Genomic DNA, 16,846 nt, shown 5'->3' with positions numbered 1-16,846 from the left:
GTCCTGCTCAGCCGATCTTCACGTTCTTCTCGACCGTCGTCTGGTCGATGTCCGACGTCCGTACGGTCGCCGCGACGGTCCAGTCGCCCGCCATCGGGATCTGGAGGCCGGTGGCGGTCCAGTGCCCCTCGGTCAGCCGGACCGGAACCACCGGAAGGGGGCCGATGTCCTTGGACTTCAGGGTGAGGGCGAGTTTCACCTCGGGGACGTCCATGGCCTTCCCGCTGGCGCCCTCGATCCAGACGTGGACCGCATTGGCCCCGGTACCGCCCGGGTCGATGTCCACCTCGACCGTGCCCTTGCCGTTCTTGCCGCCGGTGTCGAACGGCAGCGTGAGGTTGACGGGACCGCTCGCGGCCGGGGCGGCGGCCGCGTTCGACGCACGGGCCGCCTCCTCCTCGGTACGGCCCGGCTCGGTCGACGTCAGGATGGTGGTTACCACCAGCAGGGCCACCGCGACGCCGACTTCGGCCAGCACCGAGCGGCGGAGGCCGGAGCGGTCGGGGTCGGCGTCACGCACCCGCTTCTTCTCGGCGGTGGCCACGGCGGCCTTCTGCCGTGCGAGCTGGACGGCCCGCGCGGGGTCCTGCGACGCCGAGCCGTCCGACGACGGCGTAGGGCCGTCCGACGACGACGTCGGCACCGACGGGGCCTCGGCCTGGGCCGCGACATTGAGCGCGGCCTGGGGCTCTACTTCTGCTTCGGCCTCCCCAACTGCCCCCGCCGCCGCTGCGCCTTCGTTGTCAGCCGCAGCCGCAGCCGCAGCCGCAGCCGCAGCCGCAGCCGCAGCCGCAGCCGCCGGTGCCGTACCCGCGCTCCCGCCCGACGCCAGCCTCCCCGTCCACCGGCGGGAGAACGACGCGACCCCGACCAGGACCGCGACGAGCCCCACCTTCACGAGCAGCAGCTGCCCGTATCCGGTGTCGGTCAGCGCGGACCAGGAACCGAGCTGGCGCCAGGACTGGTAGATCCCGGTGGCGACGACCACGAGCACACTGCCGAACGCGATCCGGGAGAAGCGCCGCACGGCGTCGGCGGTGACATCGGGGGTGCGGTACAGGGCGACCAGCAGCGCCGCGAGCCCGCCCAGCCAGGTGGCCACGGCGAGCAGGTGGAGTACGTCGACCGGCATGGCGATCCCCGACTGGATGCCGGTCGACGCGTGCTCGGCGAGCGCCCAGGTCGCGGCGATCCCGGCGGCGATGACCGCGCCGCCGGCGGCGAGGCCGAAGGTGAGGTCCGCCTTCTCGCGCGCGTCCTCGCGCTTCGCGTACGCCCCGAACAGGACGGCGATGAACAGCGCACTGGCGCCGAGCAGCAGCAGCCGTGAGACGAGTGCTGCGCCCGGCTTGGTGTCGAGGACCGCCTGCAGTCCGTCGAGGTCGAAGGCGTCCGCGAGCTTCCCGGAACCGGTGTAGGGGGTGCGCAGCAGCAGCATGGCGAGGGTGGCCGCGGTGAGGGTCATCCAGCCGCGTACCACGAGGCGTTGCAGCGGGCGGGCGCCCGCCCCGCGCTGCCAGCAGGCCAGGACGAAGGCCGCGCCGCCCGCGAGCACGATGAAGCCGGCGTACGCGGCGTAGCGCGCGATGCCGTAGAGCGTGCCGACGAGGCCGCCTCCGGCCTCGCTGTCGGGGAGGGCGACGGCGGTCTTGGAGGGGGCTCCGATGGAGAAGGTGAAGGCGCCGGAGACCGGATGGCTGTCGGCGGAGACGGCCTGCCAGGCGACGGTGTACGTGCCGTCGGGCAGACCGGTGTGCAGGGCGACGCCGTATTTCACGGTGGAGCCGCTGTGCAGGTCGAGCGGGGCGGCCTCGGTGTCGGCGCGCTTGCCGTTCGGGTCCAGGATCCGGATGGAGCCCTCGCCCACGGCGACCTGCTCGGAGAAGGTCAGCGTGACCTGTTCGGGGGCGGTCGCGACGACCGCCCCGTCCTGTGGATCGCTCCCTGTGAGTGCGGCGTGAGCCGACGCGGGACCCGCGACCGCCAGCAGCAGGCCGAACACCACGCCGACGAGCGCGGCGAGGAGTCCGGCCGCGGCGAGCGGCCTGCGTATGGCGGGTACGGACGGGGGCGGCCCGAAGGGCGGGGCGGTGGCTGTCATGGTGTGTCAGTCCCTCACTGCTTCTTCGGGTTGTGGGTGGTCTCCTTCACGGGAAGGTCGACCTTGATCGGGCCGGCCTTCTCGAAGTGCAGCTCCATGGACACCTTCTCGCCCTGCTTCGGCTGCTGCTTGAGCTTCATGAACATGATGTGGTTTCCACCGCGTTCGAGGTCCAGCTCACCGCCTGCGGGCACGGCGAAGGACGTCACCATGCGCATCGCCTGGTTCTTCGTCTCGTGGATCGTGACGTTGTCCGAGAGCGGGCTGGTGACAGAGGTCAGCCGGTCGGAACTGCCGCCGCTGTTCTGCACGACGAGGAAGGCTGCCGCCATGTCGTTGACGGGCTGCGGCATGAACGCGCCGGTGACCTTCAGCTCCGGCTTGCTGTCCGGGGAGGAGCACCCCGCCAGCGCCAGGCCCGTGGAGAGGGCCAGGACGCCGGCGAGGACGGTGCGGCGGTTCACGGAGTCCCCCCCTTGAGAAGCTTGGGGAGGTCCTTGGTGTAGTCGTCGGGCGTGGTGTCCTCGCTGTACAGCACGTATCCCTTGTCGGTCTTCGGCGAGAACGCCATGACCTGCGAGCCGTGCATCGAGACGATCGTGCCGTCCTTCTCCTTCTTCGGCGCGTCGATACCGATGCCGATCTGCCGGGCGCCCGCCTGGATGGTCGGGAAGTCGCCGGTGAGACCGATGAACGACGGATCCTGGGACTTGAGCCAGCTGCCCAGCGAGGACGGGGTGTCCCGCTCCGGGTCGGTGGTGACGAAGACGACCTGGAGCTTGTCCCGCTCTGCCTGCGGGAGGGACTTCTTGGCGATCGCGATGTTGCTCATGATGAGCGGGCAGACGTCGGGGCAGTTGGTGTAGCCGAAGTAGATGAGTGTCGGCTTGCCCTTGGTCTTCTCGCGGAGGTCGTACTTCTTGCCGTGGGTGTCGGTGAGGACGAGATTCGGCTTGGTGAACGGATCGTCGAGCACCGTCGCGGCCTTGGTCTTCGCCTCCGTCGAGACATCGGCGATCGGCTTCTTGCTTTCGTTGTCACTGCCGCCGCAGGCGGACAGGGTGAGCGCGGCCGCGGCGACGAGCGCCGCGGCCAGCACAGACTTCTTAACCATGGAGCACTGATTCCTGAGGGTGGGTGTGGCGGGTGGGGCTTGTGGAGATGGTCAGGCGGTACGGCGCCGGCCGGCCAGAACGCCGAAGGCGACACCGGCGACGCCGATGACGATGCCGACGATGCCGAGAACGCGGGCCGTGGTGTCGCTCGCGGAGGAGGACGCCGAGGCCGTCGTCTTCTCGTCCTTCGACTGTTCCGCCGCGGCGTTCTTGTCCTCGGAGCCGGCGGCCGCGCCGTGCGCGTCGTCGGTGGCGGCGGTCAGCTTGAGGACCGGAGCGGGGCTCTCGGGCTCCTCGGCCCCGTCCTTCTGCTCCTCGATCCAGCGGACGACTTCCTTGTTGTCGTACGTCTGGATGGCCTTGAACACCAGCTGGTCGGCGTCCTCGGGGAGCTGGCCGACGGAGAGCGGGAACTGCTGGAAGCGGCCGGGCTCGATCTTGCCGCCGTCCGCGGTCCAGGTGACCTTGGAGACGGCCTCGTTGATCTTCTTGCCGTGCATGTCGAGCGGCTTGGCCAGCTTGCTCGTGGTGACCTTGATGTTCCAGCCGGGCACGGGCTGCGGCATGACGGAGGCCAGCGGGTGGTCGGTCGGGAAGTTGACCTCGAGCTTGGTCGTCGCGGCGTCGTCGCGCTCGTTGGGGACCTTGAAGTTGATGACGGCGTAACCGCCCTTGGCGGCCTCGCCCTGCGGCTGGACGCTGACGTGGGCGGAGGCCGTACCGGCGAGGATCAGCACGGTGGACGCGGCGACGCCGCCGGCGAGGGCGATGCGGGAAACGTTCATGTCAGGGATCACTCCACAAAGCACGAAGGAGAGGTGCTCCGCCACGCGGGTGCGCGGCGGCATCGCGACACCTCTTCCCCTCACGAGCGGCGCGTGCGCGCCGCCCCGCGCCCGCACCGGTGAGGTGCCTGCGAGGGTTGCGCGTGCGTCGTGTGGAGGTGGCGGGTGTCGCGTCAGGCTGCGAGAGCGAATGCGGGTGGCGGCCCGCGCCTGATCACCATGTGCTGCAGGGGATCCCCGGTGGCCGGGGCCGGTGCGTCCACCGCCGTGCGCAGCGTGCGAGGCCCGTTCGCGGGCCCGTCCGGAAGGCCGGTGTGCAGCGCGGATACGAGGACGAGCGCCGCGCGCAGCGCCCGCAGCCGGGCTCCGGCCGCGACCTGCTGGGCGCCGTGCGCCGAGAGCCGGGCGAGCCGGAACAGGGCGATCTCGCCGCGCCGCAGCAGCCAGCCGGTGGCCAGCGCCGCCAGCAGGTGGCCGAGCAGCATGGGCAGGCTGGGGAACATTCCGGCGAGGCCGGCCGCACCGGAGCCGGTCATGCCGTCGGAGGGCGCGGCGGCCATGTGCTGATGCGCCTGCGCGGTGACCGATGCCGGGTCGATGCCCGCGGTGGTGACGATGCGATGGGCGTCCGCCGCGTTCAACTGGGCGGGGCCCGCACCGCAGACGAGGCTCGCCGCGAACCGGATCAGCGAGTCGTCACCGGCCGCCGCGGTCTGCGGCGCGGCGGCGTGCGTACCGACACCGAAGAGCGTGTGCAGGGCGATCTGTCCGCCGGCCAGGGCCGCGGCGATCGACGGCAGTGAGCGTTCGCGGCCGGCCAGTGCCACCGCCACCGCCAGGATCCCGAGGAACCCGGCGAGCAGGGTCCACCCGGGTACCGCCGCGCAGGCCGCCATCGCGTGTCCGGCCGCGGACAACGCGACGCAGACCGCGGCGAACACCGCGGCCCTCAAAAGCCGCAGACCGGCTCCGGCGCGTCCCACAGACGTAGACATGGCGGGGTCATCATCGCACTGCGCCCCCGTCCGCCGTACGGCAGGTCCGGAAGGTCACCTTCCGCCCGATTGGCTGCACACCGCGCTGTTGGGGACGGTTGCGGACGGGGTAGGAGAGGTCCTGTGGGCCGGGCATGCACAGGTGTGGTGAGCCCGGGTATCCGCCGAATGAGCGGTCTCACATCCCGTCCGTGCTTACGAATGGCACAGGGCGGCAATACGTATCGGTATGTCGAGCCGCAGCCAGGAGGCTGGAGCATGAGCATTTGGTGGTCACTCCATCTGCGGCGCGAAGCTGCGAGCGTTCCGCTCGCCCGTCGTTTCCTGCTGGGCACGATGGAATCCGCAGGCGTGGACCCGGATATCTCCTTCGACCTGTCGGTCGCGCTCAGCGAGGCCTGTGCGAACGCCGTCGAGCACGGCGGTGCGCGCGACGGGGCCCGTGGAGGCACGGACGAGGCCGGGGATCACTGGGACGCTTGGGAGGAGCCGTCCGCTACGGCCTGCGGGCAGTACCGGGTCACCGCGTATCTGGACGGCGAGAAGTGCCGTATCGAAGTCGCGGACTCGGGCCCCGGCTTCCCCGCGCGACGCACGCTTCGCGACGCCGCACAGCAACAGCAGCAGCAACCTCAGCAACAGCAGAACAAGCACCAACCGCAGCACCAACAGCAGTCGCAGCAGCAGCCGCAGCACCAACTTCGGCAGTGCCAGCCGAAGCAGGCCGGGCATCCGCCGCCGGCCGCAGAGAGCGGGCGCGGGCTCTGTCTGATCGAGGAGCTCGCCGATCACGTCCACTTCGGCAACAGGCCGGGGCGCGGCGGTGCCGTGGTGAGCTTCGACAAGATCCTGAAATGGCGGGAGGGCGCCCTGCTCATGGTCTCCTGAGCAGGGCGCCCTCCGGCGCGCGTCGACGGCCGTGACCGGCCGGCGGCGGGTCAGCCCTTGAGCCGGCCCATCCACGCCTCGACCTCGTCGGCCTGCCGGGGCAGCTTGTCCGAGAGGTTCCGGTTGCCGTCCTCGGTGACGAGGATGTCGTCCTCGATCCGGACGCCGATGCCTCGGTACTCCTCGGGGACGGTCAGGTCGTCGGCCTGGAAGTAGAGACCGGGCTCGACGGTGAGGCACACCCCGGGCTCCAGCGTTCCGTTGACGTACGACTCCGTCCGCGCGGCGGCGCAGTCGTGGACGTCCATGCCGAGCATGTGGCCGGTGCCGTGCAGGGTCCAGCGGCGCTGGAGCCCCAGCTCCAGGACCTCGTCCACGGTCCGGTCGCCGAGCAGGCCCCACTCGACGAGCTTCTCGGTCAGGACGCGCTGCGCGGCGTCGTGGAAGTCCCGGAAGGCCGCGCCGGGCTTCACCGCGGCGATACCGGCTTCCTGGGCCTCGTACACCGCGTCGTAGATCTTCCGCTGCAGCGGCGTGAATGTGCCGTTGATGGGAAGGGTGCGGGTCACGTCGGCGGTGTAGAGGTCGTTGGTCTCCACGCCGGCGTCGAGCAGCAGCAGCTCGCCGGAGCGCACCGCGCCGTCGTTGCGTACCCAGTGCAGGGTGGTGGCGTGCGGGCCCGCGGCACAGATCGAGCCGTAGCCGATGTCGTTGCCCTCGATGCGGGCGCGCAGGAAGAACGTTCCCTCGATGTAGCGCTCGCTCGTCGCCTCGGCCTTGTCGAGGACCTTCACGACGTCCTCGAAGCCGCGCGCGGTGATGTCGCAGGCCTTCGTCAGCTCGGAGACCTCGAAGGCGTCCTTGACCACGCGTGCCTCGGAGAGGAAGACGCGCAGTTCCTCGTCGCGCTCCGCGGTGACCTTGTCGGTCAGCGCGGCCTCGATGACGGCGTCGTGGCCGCGGACGCTGCGGACCGGGCCGGTGGCCTCGGTCAGCGCGGCGGGCAGCTCCCGTACGTCCTTCGCCGGGATGCCGAGCAGCTGCTCGGCCTCGGTGAGGGAGTGACGGCGGCCGACCCACAGCTCGCCCTGTCCGTCGAGCCAGAACTCGCCGTTCTCACGGTCGGAGCGCGGCAGCAGGTAGACGGTCGCCTCGTGGCCGCCGTCCTTCGGCTCCAGTACGAGGACGCCGTCCTGGGTCTGGTCACCGGTGAGGTACGCGTACTCGGTGGAGGCGCGGAAGGCGTACTCGGTGTCGTTGGAACGGGTCTTCAGCCTGCCTGCCGGAATGACCAGCCGCTCACCGGGGAAGCGCGCGGAGAGCGCGGCGCGGCGGTCGGCGGTGTGCCCGGCCTGAGCGATCGGCTCCAGCCCGTGCAGCTCGGTGTCGGCCCAACCGGACTTCATGCTCGCGGCGAGCTCGTCGGAGACGCCCGGGTACAGGCCGTTCTTCCGCTGCTTGACCGGCTCTGCCTCTTCGGTCTCCGGGTTCTCCGGGGTGAGCTCCTCAGACACGACTTGTCTCTCCTTGATACGACACTGGACCCCCACCATCGTACGGGCGTACGGAAGGGGGCCCAGGGCCGGAAGACCTCTTACCGGAAGGTCCCGTACCGGGAGCGTCCGGGGCGCGCGGGGCGGCTCAGCCGAACCGTGCCGCCAGCAGGACCACGTCCTCGGTGTCGTCACCCTGCTCGGGCCCGTCGGGCAGCACGGTGCGCAGCACATGGTCGGCAACCGAGGCGGCGTCATGGCGCAGCGCCCTCGGGACGCTCGCCGCCGCCGAGTGGAGCCGGGTGAACGCCCGGTCCATCGAGTCCCCGGCCCGGCGCAGCAGGCCGTCGGTGTACAGCAGTACGGTCTCGCCGGGCGCCGGTTCGATCTCCACGCTCGGCGCCTCCCAGCAGGCGAGCATGCCCAGCGGCGCGGACAGGGTCGTCTCGACGTACTCGGTGCGCCGCTCACCGATGATCAGCGGCGGGGTGTGCCCGGCCCCGGCCAGCAGGATCTTGCGCCGGGCCGGCTCGCAGTAGGCGAAGAGAGCGGTCGCGGACCGGGCGGGTTCGGTGAGCCGCAGCAGGAGCTCAAGATCGGAGAGTACGGCGACCGGGTCCTCGCCCTCCATCACCGCGTACGCCCGCAGACCGGCCCGCAGCCGGCCCATCGCGGCCAGGGCGCTCGGCCCGGAACCGCTCACCGAGCCGACGGCGAGGCCGAGCGCACCCTCCGGCAGGGCCAGCGCGTCGTACCAGTCGTTGCCGCCCTGCGGGGCCGCGTGGTGGCGTACCGCCAGTTCCACGCCGGGGACCCGGGGCATCCGGCTGGGCAGGAGCTCCTCGGTGACGGTGGCGACATCGGCCCTGGCCCGTTCCAGCTCCAGCAGCCGGGCCAGGTGCTCGGCGGCGTATCCGGCGTACAGACCTGCCAGGTGGCGCTGGCGCTCCAGGGGTTCGGCGGGTTCGTCGTACAGCCAGACGGCGGCGGCGAGCCGGCCGGTCCGGTCGGTGGTGATCGGCAGTGCGTAGCTGGCGGCGTAGCCGAGCCGGGCGGCCACCTCGCGTCTGCGGGGGTCGAGACCGGTGTCGCCGAGCAGGTCGGGGGTGGTCAGCGGGCCCTCGGGGTTGGGCAGACCTTCCAGGATGCGCCCGTAGGACGTCGCGCTGCGCGGCACCGTCTCGATCTGGCCGAGCTCGGCGTGGGCCAGGCCGAGGCCGATGGTGCTGACGGGGCCACGGCGGTCGGACGGTTCGAAGACGATCAGCCCGCGGCGGGCGCCCACCAGAGCGGCACCGGCGTCGAGCAGCTCGTGAAGTGCGTCGTCCAGGGTGCTGGTTCTGGCCAGCCGCTCGGTGAGCTCGTGCAGCGTGGTGAGGTCGGAGACCCAGCCCGCCAGACGGTCCTGGAGGAACGCGCTGGGGGCGGCGGGAACCTCGGAGAGAGGCCCGTCAGTGTGCGTCGAAACCGGAACTGTGGGATCGATTCCAGCCACTTTCGGAAGGTGTGGGGCGCTCATGGTTGCCGGCTTTCCGACTGGTGTGTTTCGTCGAATAGCATCGCAAACCCCCATGTCATTCTGCGCCGCTATCAGTGCATCCACATGTACACGCACAAGTAACGTGATGTCCAGCATTGTCCCCACGGGATTTGTGGTGTCCAAGTGATAGTGAACTTGGCCAAAAAATGCACCCAGCTGTAGCCATTTGCGGTCGACTGGGGCTGCTCGGCAGGGGGTGCTCTCGGGGTGAAGTCCCGGGGGGAGCGTCATTGCGGGCATGCTGGGTACGTAATCGATAGATGGCCAGGGGTGGTTCCCACCGCCCCCGGAACCTGGCAGCGGGCCCGGACGTCCTCTTCTGTGACGGCCACGCCCCACCCCCGAGTGGCGAGGTTGTACGCACGGACGGCAGGCGCGATACGCGCTCTGCGCCTGGCCACGATTTTCGACTGGAACCGGCTCGATTCGGCTCAGCACGGCTCACGCTCGGTAGCGACGACCAACCCGTACCGCAGGCTCGACGAGCACGTACACACAGTGAAATTCCGCACACGCGATGTGACGCACGCGTGGTGTGATGTGGACCCTCGGCGTTCAACGGAAAGGAACGAGCGCTCATGCGCGAGATCCTCGGAAGGCGACGCAGGCTCCGGTTCCGGGACGGGCCCGCCCAGCTCGACGCGGCCCTGACCTGTGCTACCGAGTGGCAGTGGCCCGTACTCCCGGGAGCGGGGCTGCGGGCGGCCGACGGCCGCGGTGAGCGCGGCTGCGCCTGCCCCGATCCAGAGTGCGCCGTGCCCGGCGCACACCCCTTCGACCCCGGACTGCTCGCGGCGACCACCGACCCGCGAATGGTCCGCTGGTGGTGGACGAACCGGCCGACCGCGCCGGTCGTACTGGCCACCGGCGGGCGGGCGCCGTGCGCGCTGAGCCTGCCGGCGGCGGTCGGCGCCGGAGCGCTGGCCGAACTCGACCGGATGGGGGTGCGGCTGGGCCCCGTGGTGGCGACGCCGACCCGGTGGTCGCTGCTGGTCGCCCCGTACACCCTCGAACGGCTCGGGGAACTGCTGCACGCACAGGACTGGGTGCCCAGCTCGCTGCGGTTCCACGGTGAGGGCGGCTACCTCGTCCTTCCGCCGTCCGGAACCGGCGCGGGGCAGGTGCGCTGGGTGCGGGCGCCGGCCCGGGTCTCCCGGCTGCGCCTGACGGGCGGAGCGCCCGTCGCGGCGGCCGCCTCGCCGTGGCTGCCGGATGTGGGGACGGTGCTGGACGCGCTGGTCGAGGCGAGCAACGGTGCACCGGACGGCGGAAGCCGGCTCGCCTACTGACGAGGGACGGGGGGACGGGGAACGGGGCGGGGGCTCGAGGCGTGAGCCGGGGGCGTGGGGCGGCGGTGGTGCGGGGGCGGGGTGCAATTCCCGGCGCACCGTCAGAAATTCCCTCGGGCCGGGGAAGCGGGCGCCCCGCCGGGAATTGCCCGGCGCCCGGAACGGTGCGTTGCCGGGCCTTCGGCTCTCATCGGCCGCCGGCCGGGCTCGTAACGGCTGTGCGCAAAGCCCGCCGCTACAAAGCCGTTCGAAGGTGGGCTTTCTGATGCCTCATTCGAACTCGCGCGATGCCTCGCTCGGTGCCTCATCCGATGCCTGGTCCCATGTGTCATCCGATGCTCCGTCCGACACTTCACGCGAAACACGTTCGAGGAATGTTCGAGGTTCTCTTTAGGGGGACCGCGCCGGTAGTTGTCCGGCGCCGTCCGGACCTTCGGGCACGTGCTGGAACGCGACTGCGCCCTGCCGCCCGCGTCGGGTTGGCGCAGGCCCCGAGGCCACGGCTGCGCTGCCTACCTGCGGTCCTGCTTGCCCGCCCCGGCTGTCCGGGCTGCTGGGGGCGTTGTGAGACGTGGCGGGGCCAGGGGAAAGGGCGGCGCGGGGCCGGTGTTTCCGGGGGGCTCGTCCGGGGACCTGCATCAGGTCTGTGCGCGGCGCGCGCGCCGCGTGATGCGCCGGTGGGCGCCGTACCCGGAAATGAGGATGCCCGATCGCTGGCGACGGGGGATGCACCAGCGACCGGGCTTCTAGAACGGTAACAAGAGATCTGCCGTTCGCAAATTCGATCTCACGTATTCGGACAGCGATTTACCTGTCAGTACGGCGAGTTGTGACGCGAGTCACCGTACGGCCCGGGTAGTGGTCACTGTCAGCTGAGCGTCACCTGGCGGTTGGTGAGCCCGCCGCGCGCCCGGCGCTCCTCGGGGGTGAGGGGCGCGTCCGAAGCGAGCGCCGTTGCCAGCCGCTCGGCGAATACCGCTGCGGGCTTCTCGCACTCCTCGGCCCCCATCGCGCTCGGCAGATCCCAGACCGGGACCATCAGGCCGTGCGCGCGGAAGGAGCCGACCAGCCGGGTGCCCTCGCCGAGGGACGAGACGCCGGCGGCGTGCAGCCGGGCGAGCGCGTCGAGGAGCTGCTCCTCGGGGTGCGGCATGACCCACCGGAGGTGGTTCTTGTCCGGCGTCTCGCACCAGTAGGCGGCGTCGACCCCGGTGAGCAGGACGGTCGGGATCGCGGCTTCGTTCGCGCGCTCCAGGGAGGCGGACACCTCGGCCGTGGCGTTCTCCGAGTCCGGCACCCAGAACTCGAAGCCGGAGTGCACGGCGGGCGCGAACGGCGCGTCCGGGTCCAGTACATCCTGCAGCCGGGGGCCGTCGGCCGGGACGCGGCGGGCGGCGACCGGCGAACCGGGCTCGGTCTCCAGGGCCCGCTGCAGGGTGTCGGCGAGGTCCCGGCTGAGGTCGCCGGAGGAGGTGTCGTTCTGCAGGGCGAGCAGGACCGAGCCGTCGTCACGGCGCAGCGCGGGCCAGGCCATCGGGAGCACGGTCGCGAGCGTGACGGACGGTACGCCCGAGGGCAGCCCGCCCTTCAGCGTCAGCTCGACCGTGGCTGCGGGGACCAGCTCGCGCAGCGCGACCCAGTCGCATTCGCCGGCCAGCCCCTCGAAGGGGCGCTGGACCAGCTCGGTCACGGCCTGGGCGGCGGCGCGGCCGTGGCAGGCCTTGTAACGGCGGCCCGAACCGCACGGGCAGGGCTCGCGAGCCCCGACCACCGGGATCTCGCCGTCCTTGAGTTGCTGCTTCCCGGCCTTGGTCTGAGGGCGCTTCTTGGCCATGGTGGGCTTTCTCCCGGTTGCGACGGTTGCGACAGTGCGGTCTGGGCCGCGAGCCTAGCCGTCCTTACGGTGCCCGTTGCGCAGCTGCCCGGCCGCACCGGCCGCCGACAGCCACGGAGCGCGGGGAAGGCGGCCGGCCGAAGGCACCTGCACGGCTGGGCCTTCCCGCTATCGCGCTGCCGTATGGCTCTGCCGGTATGGCGCTCCCGGTGTCGCGCTCCCGGTGTCGCGCTCCCGCTACCGCGGCGTGCTTCACCGGGGGCCGGGCGGAGTGCTCTGCCCCCGGGTCAGCCCGCGTCGTCGAACGCGTCGGCGAGATCCAGCCCGTCGAGCCCCGGTACGACGGGCAGCGCGGATGCGCCCGTCACCCGGCCGTTGCCCCGTCCGCCGGGGCGCTGCGGTCCGTCGCCGACCCGTCCGCCGGCTCCCTCGCCGAGTCCTCCACCGACGCCGCCGCCGGCACTCTCGTCGGCTCCTTCGTCGACCAGCACCCAGACCGTGACCTCGCCGGAGGAGTCGTCGCGTACGCCCCACTTCTTGGCGAGCGCGCTGATGATGTTGAGCCCCCGGCCGCCGCGGGCGGTTACCGATGGAGTGGCCGGAACCGGTCGGGTCGGACCGCCTCCGTCCGTCACCTCGACGGTCAGCCCGCCTGTTCTGTCGACGCGCCAGGCGGCGCGCACGTCGCCCTCGCCCACGTCGCTGTGCCGGCCCAGTGGCCTGCCGTGACGGCAGGCGTTGCTGAGCAGTTCGGAAAGGATCAATACAGCATCGTCGACGACCGAATCCGACACTCCGTGGGTGCGCAACTGCTCACGCATCCGGTGTCGTGCCTGACCCACGCCCGCAGGGCCATGGGGTACGGCCATGCTCGACGACGTGGGCACTTCTTGTGCCACCACCAACGCCACCCCCGAGACCTCCTTTGCCCCACGCCACGGTGTGGATGCCCCCCTGGGCTGGGCCGGAAACCGGCCAGTGGTCTGACAGTGACGCACTCGCAACGATCGAGTACACCTCGAATGCGCCGGTGTACTCCCTGTTACTGATACTAAGAGCGGCCCAATTGGGACAGGACCTGCTTCGGGCGGTTGGTGATGATCGCCTCGACTCCGAGCCGGATGCAGAGGTCGACGTCCTCCGGTTCGTTCACCGTCCAGACGTGGGCCCGGTGGCCCGCGCGGTGCAGGCGGTCGATGTAGCCGGGGTGGCTGCGCACGATCCGCATGCCGGGACCTGCGATCAGGGCCCCGGCCGGCAGCCGTCCGTCACGCAGCCGCGGCGAGACGAACTGCATCAGATAGACGGTGGGCAGACTCGGTGCGGCCTCCCGGATGCGGTGCAGGGAGCGGGCCGAAAAGCTCATGATGCGGACCGGTGAGGGGCCCTCGGCCGGTGGTGCGTCGAGTTCGAAGCGCTTCAGCAGATGCAGCAGCCGCTCCTCGACCTGCCCGGCCCAGCGGGTCGGGTGCTTGGTCTCGATGGCCAGCTGCAGCGGCCGCCCGGCCGCTCTCGTCTCGACGAGCAGTTCCAGCAGCCGTTCCAGGGTCAGTACGGAGGTGAGCTCGCCCGGCACCGGGTCCCAGTCCGGGGACTCCGACTCGTCGCGGTCCTTCCACGAGCCGAAGTCGAGTGCGGCGAGCTCGGAGAGCTCCAGGGCGGAGACGGCGCCGCGACCGTTGGACGTACGGTTCACCCGACGGTCATGCACGCATACGAGGTGGCCGTCGGCGGTGAGCCGTACGTCGCACTCCAGGGCGTCGGCGCCGTCCTCGATCGCCTTCCGGTACGCGGCCAGGGTGTGCTCGGGGGCGTCGTCGGACGCGCCTCGGTGTGCGATGACCTGGATGGGATGCTGCGTGGTGTGCTGCTGCCGTGCTTGGGTCACCGCGTCATGGTGTCACCGGCGGGCCCGGGTGCGCGAACCCTGCGGAGGGAGGCCGTTTTGCCCGATGTAAAGACGCGTGCGCGGATGCACAGGTCCTGCTTACAGTGGTCTGACGTGCTGTGGGAAAAGCTGACTCCAGACACGTACACAGCGGATCTCTTGCCGAATGATGATGTGGAACCGAGGAGTATAGAGCTGTGAGCACAGAGAACGAGGACAACGAGGGCAACGCGGCCGAGGCCGCCCCGTCCGTTCCGTCCGCACCTCCAGTGCCGGCCGATGCTCCCCAGGGCTTTCCTGGAAGCACGCCTCCGGCACCGCCGCAGCCGGACGTGACCGCCGCGCAGCCGCAGGTCCCGCCTGCGCACGACCCGGCGACCACGCCCATGGCCCAGGTCCCCCCGGCGCCGCAGCCGCACACGCCTCCCCCCGTACCGCAGTCGGCGGCGGACGCCGGCTGGCCCCCGCCGCCGCCCGCAGTTCCCGCCTACGCCCACGGTGCCCATGGAGCCCAAGGAGGCCACGGCGGCGGCCCGGTGTGGGGCCCGCCCGGCCAGCTGCAGACCCCCGACGCTCCCCGTAAGCGAGGGGCGGGCGGTCTGGTGGCGGCGGCGGTCGTGGCAGCGCTCGTGGCGGGCGGAGTCGGCGGAGCCCTCGGCTACTGGGCCGCGGACAGCAACGACAGCTCCGGCTCGTCCGGTTCGACCACCGTCGCGGCGTCGGCCAACCCGCAGGACCTCAAGCGCGACCCGGGCACGGTCGCGGGTGTGGCGGCCAAGGCGCTGCCGAGCGTGGTCACCATCGACGCGCAGGGCGGCGACGGCGAGGGCGGCACCGGCACCGGCTTCGTGTACGACAAGGAGGGCCACATCCTCACGAACAACCACGTGGTGGCCTCCGCAGCGGACAACGGCCAGCTCACGGCGACATTCTCGAACGGCAAGAAGTACGGCGCCGAGGTGGTCGGCCGGGCCGAGGGCTACGACGTCGCGGTGCTGAAGCTGAAGGACCCGCCGAAGGGGCTCACCCCGCTGGCGCTGGGCAACTCGGACCAGGTGGCGGTGGGCGATTCGACGATCGCGATCGGCGCCCCGTTCGGCCTGTCCAACACGGTCACCACGGGCATCATCAGCGCCAAGAACCGCCCGGTCGCCTCCGGTGACGGCTCCGGCGGCAGCAACTCGTACATGAGCGCCCTGCAGACCGACGCCTCGATCAACCCGGGCAACTCCGGCGGTCCGCTGCTGAGCGCCGGCGGCGCGGTCATCGGGATCAACTCGGCGATCCAGTCGACCGGCAGCAGCACCGGCCAGAGCCAGGCCGGCTCCATCGGCCTCGGCTTCGCGATCCCGATCAACCAGGCGAAGAACGTCGCCGAGCAACTGATCAAGACCGGCAAGCCGGTCTACCCGGTCATCGGCGCCACGGTGACCATGGACGAGAAGACCGGCGGCGCGGTCATCTCGGACCAGGGCGCGAGCGGCACGGAAGCGGTGACGAAGGGCGGCCCCGCGGCCGAGGCGGGCCTCAAGCCGGGCGACGTCATCACGAAGTTCAACGACACTGTGGTCGACAGCGGCCCGACCCTGATCGGTGAGATCTGGACCCACAAGCCGGGCGACAAGGTCACGCTGACGTACAAGCGCGACGGCAAGACGTCGACCGCCGAAGTCACCCTGGGCGAGCGCAAGGGCGACAGCTGACCGGCTAGGCTGTCCTCGCGTCGAAAGCGGGCAGCTGCCCGCCGCCGGCACGAGGTGGGTTGCCCGAGCGGCCTAAGGGAACGGTCTTGAAAACCGTCGTGGCAGCGATGTCACCGTGGGTTCAAATCCCACACCCACCGCAGGTGAACGGCCCCCGACCAGTACGTATGGTCGGGGGCCGTTCCTGGTCACGCCCGCTCGCCGCCGAGTTCCCCGGCGCCTGCCGTTATCCGGCCTTGGCCGGGTCGATTCCGTACAGGGCGGAAGCGGTCGCCGCCTGGTCCGCGCCGCAGGGCTCCTGCTCGGAGGCGGGGGCGAGCCACAGGGGTATCAGGCGGGATGCGGAGGGCGAGGAGTCCATGCGCAGGTAGTGGCAGCTGCCGTTGATGCGCAGCGCGAGCACGTAGACGTCTTTGCCGGCTGCCTTGCCCGCGATCACGCGCACGGTGTCCTCGGCCGATGCCAGCCGCTTGTCCTTGAGCAAGTCGGCGGCGCCTGCCGGGGTATGCGGGTGGCCTGTGGTCGGGGTCTGCCGGTACAGGTTTGTTCCGGTGGGCTGCCGCGCGAGGAGTGCGCCCAGCTGTGCCACGAGGCTGCCGGGCTTGTCGTCGGTGCGTGAGGTGGGGCAGTCCGTCGTGGACTGATGCACGCTGTGAGCGCCGAGGGCGAAGGTGTAGCGGTAGCAGCGAACGGGGTACGCGTTCGCGGCCAGCGTCTTCGTACCGGACGGCGGCAGCAGTCCCAGCATCACGGTTGCCGTGTGGGTGCGGGCGGCCGATTCCCCCTCCTCCGAGCCGACGCTCAGCAGTGCTCCGCCGTGCGCCTCGGCGTGGGAGACGAGCGTGCCCTCGGTGAACTGTCCACCGAAGGTGTTGCCCGGTGACAAGAAGCCTGCGTTCAGGTCGTGGCGCAGGTCCTGGGCGAGTTCGGCGGCCTGGGCGTCGACGGCTGATGTGTCCGGAGCGGCGGTCCGCTGCTGGAGCAGGGTGCCCGCCACTCCGGTGGCGCCGGCGACGAGCGCTGTCACCGTGAGGAGCAGGGCCTGCCGTCCGGCGCGGCGCTTCCGTGTCTGCCCGGGACGGGGCGACTGGTTCTGCTGAGCTTCCACGGTGTGCGTCGTCATGTCATTTCCCCCGTCGACAGGAGGCTTCGAATGCCTCGTCGTCGCCGTATATTGCCAGCCCCCCCCGATCTCGGACGGGTCAGTCCGTCGCG

14 protein-coding genes and 1 tRNA gene are annotated in these 16,846 nt (G+C 71.1%); 4 read left to right on the top strand and 11 right to left on the bottom strand.

Annotated elements, in window-relative coordinates; all coding sequences use genetic code 11:
• Positions 1-7: 7 nt before the first annotated feature.
• From EDD93_RS09945 to EDD93_RS09925, 5 genes are all read right to left on the bottom strand, one after another.
• Complete coding sequence (locus tag EDD93_RS09945; protein WP_123524807.1) at positions 8-2,101, bottom strand: copper resistance CopC/CopD family protein; 2,094 nt, start codon at positions 2,099-2,101, stop codon at positions 8-10.
• Positions 2,102-2,115: 14 nt separating this feature from the next.
• On the bottom strand, positions 2,116-2,565 hold the full coding sequence (locus tag EDD93_RS09940) for a copper chaperone PCu(A)C (protein WP_123524806.1): 450 nt from the start codon (positions 2,563-2,565) through the stop codon (positions 2,116-2,118).
• Positions 2,562-3,215 carry an SCO family protein gene (locus tag EDD93_RS09935; protein ID WP_123524805.1) on the bottom strand — a complete coding sequence of 218 codons (654 nt, stop codon included), beginning with the start codon at positions 3,213-3,215 and terminating at the stop codon, positions 2,562-2,564. The genes EDD93_RS09940 and EDD93_RS09935 overlap by 4 nt, the downstream gene beginning before the upstream one ends.
• 51 nt (positions 3,216-3,266) lie before the next feature.
• The gene (locus tag EDD93_RS09930; protein ID WP_123524804.1) at positions 3,267-4,001 is read right to left on the bottom strand and encodes a YcnI family protein; all 735 of its coding nucleotides are present in this window, start codon (positions 3,999-4,001) and stop codon (positions 3,267-3,269) included.
• Positions 4,002-4,174: 173 nt separating this feature from the next.
• Positions 4,175-4,996: a hypothetical protein gene (locus EDD93_RS09925; protein ID WP_185092263.1), complete on the bottom strand. Its 822-nt coding sequence runs from the start codon at positions 4,994-4,996 to the stop codon at positions 4,175-4,177.
• Positions 4,997-5,254: 258 nt separating this feature from the next.
• On the opposite strand from EDD93_RS09925, the gene EDD93_RS09920 reads away from it, so the two are divergent.
• Positions 5,255-5,884 (top strand): ATP-binding protein, encoded by a 630-nt coding sequence (locus tag EDD93_RS09920; RefSeq protein ID WP_123524802.1) that lies wholly within the window; start codon positions 5,255-5,257, stop codon positions 5,882-5,884.
• A gap of 50 nt (positions 5,885-5,934) precedes the next feature.
• Here EDD93_RS09920 and EDD93_RS09915 read toward each other — a convergent pair whose 3' ends face one another.
• Positions 5,935-7,398 carry an aminopeptidase P family protein gene (locus EDD93_RS09915; RefSeq protein WP_123524801.1) on the bottom strand — a complete coding sequence of 488 codons (1,464 nt, stop codon included), beginning with the start codon at positions 7,396-7,398 and terminating at the stop codon, positions 5,935-5,937.
• A 127-nt stretch (positions 7,399-7,525) separates the two neighbouring features.
• A complete protein-coding gene (locus tag EDD93_RS09910) occupies positions 7,526-9,013 on the bottom strand; it encodes a PP2C family protein-serine/threonine phosphatase (RefSeq protein WP_185092262.1) in 1,488 nt (495 codons plus the stop codon).
• A gap of 482 nt (positions 9,014-9,495) precedes the next feature.
• Between EDD93_RS09910 and EDD93_RS09905 the strand changes: the two genes are divergently transcribed.
• Positions 9,496-10,206: a bifunctional DNA primase/polymerase gene (locus EDD93_RS09905; protein ID WP_123524799.1), complete on the top strand. Its 711-nt coding sequence runs from the start codon at positions 9,496-9,498 to the stop codon at positions 10,204-10,206.
• 868 nt (positions 10,207-11,074) lie between these two features.
• On the opposite strand, the gene EDD93_RS09900 is transcribed toward EDD93_RS09905, so the two are convergent.
• The 3 genes from EDD93_RS09900 to EDD93_RS09890 form a co-directional block, all read right to left on the bottom strand.
• Entirely contained in the window at positions 11,075-12,040 is a 966-nt protein-coding gene (locus EDD93_RS09900; protein WP_123524798.1) for a DUF5926 family protein, read from the bottom strand.
• Positions 12,041-12,327: 287 nt separating this feature from the next.
• Complete coding sequence (locus EDD93_RS09895; RefSeq protein WP_123524797.1) at positions 12,328-13,038, bottom strand: ATP-binding protein; 711 nt, start codon at positions 13,036-13,038, stop codon at positions 12,328-12,330.
• A gap of 53 nt (positions 13,039-13,091) precedes the next feature.
• Entirely contained in the window at positions 13,092-13,928 is an 837-nt protein-coding gene (locus EDD93_RS09890; protein WP_123524796.1) for a glycerophosphodiester phosphodiesterase, read from the bottom strand.
• A gap of 197 nt (positions 13,929-14,125) precedes the next feature.
• Here EDD93_RS09890 and EDD93_RS09885 point away from each other — a divergent pair, with 197 nt between their 5' ends.
• Positions 14,126-15,631, top strand: coding sequence for a S1C family serine protease (locus EDD93_RS09885; RefSeq protein ID WP_123524795.1), 1,506 nt, complete (start codon positions 14,126-14,128; stop codon positions 15,629-15,631).
• A gap of 53 nt (positions 15,632-15,684) precedes the next feature.
• Positions 15,685-15,771 (top strand) — tRNA-Ser (locus EDD93_RS09880).
• 86 nt (positions 15,772-15,857) lie between these two features.
• On the opposite strand, the gene EDD93_RS09875 is transcribed toward EDD93_RS09880, so the two are convergent.
• Entirely contained in the window at positions 15,858-16,754 is an 897-nt protein-coding gene (locus EDD93_RS09875) for a hypothetical protein (RefSeq protein ID WP_123524794.1), read from the bottom strand.
• Positions 16,755-16,846: the final 92 nt, after the last annotated feature.

It is taken from the genome of Streptomyces sp. 840.1 (assembly GCF_003751445.1).
In the GTDB taxonomy this organism is placed as follows: domain Bacteria; phylum Actinomycetota; class Actinomycetes; order Streptomycetales; family Streptomycetaceae; genus Streptomyces.
Note: the sequence above shows the minus strand (reverse complement) of the source record. Positions and strands in the feature narration are given on the sequence as shown.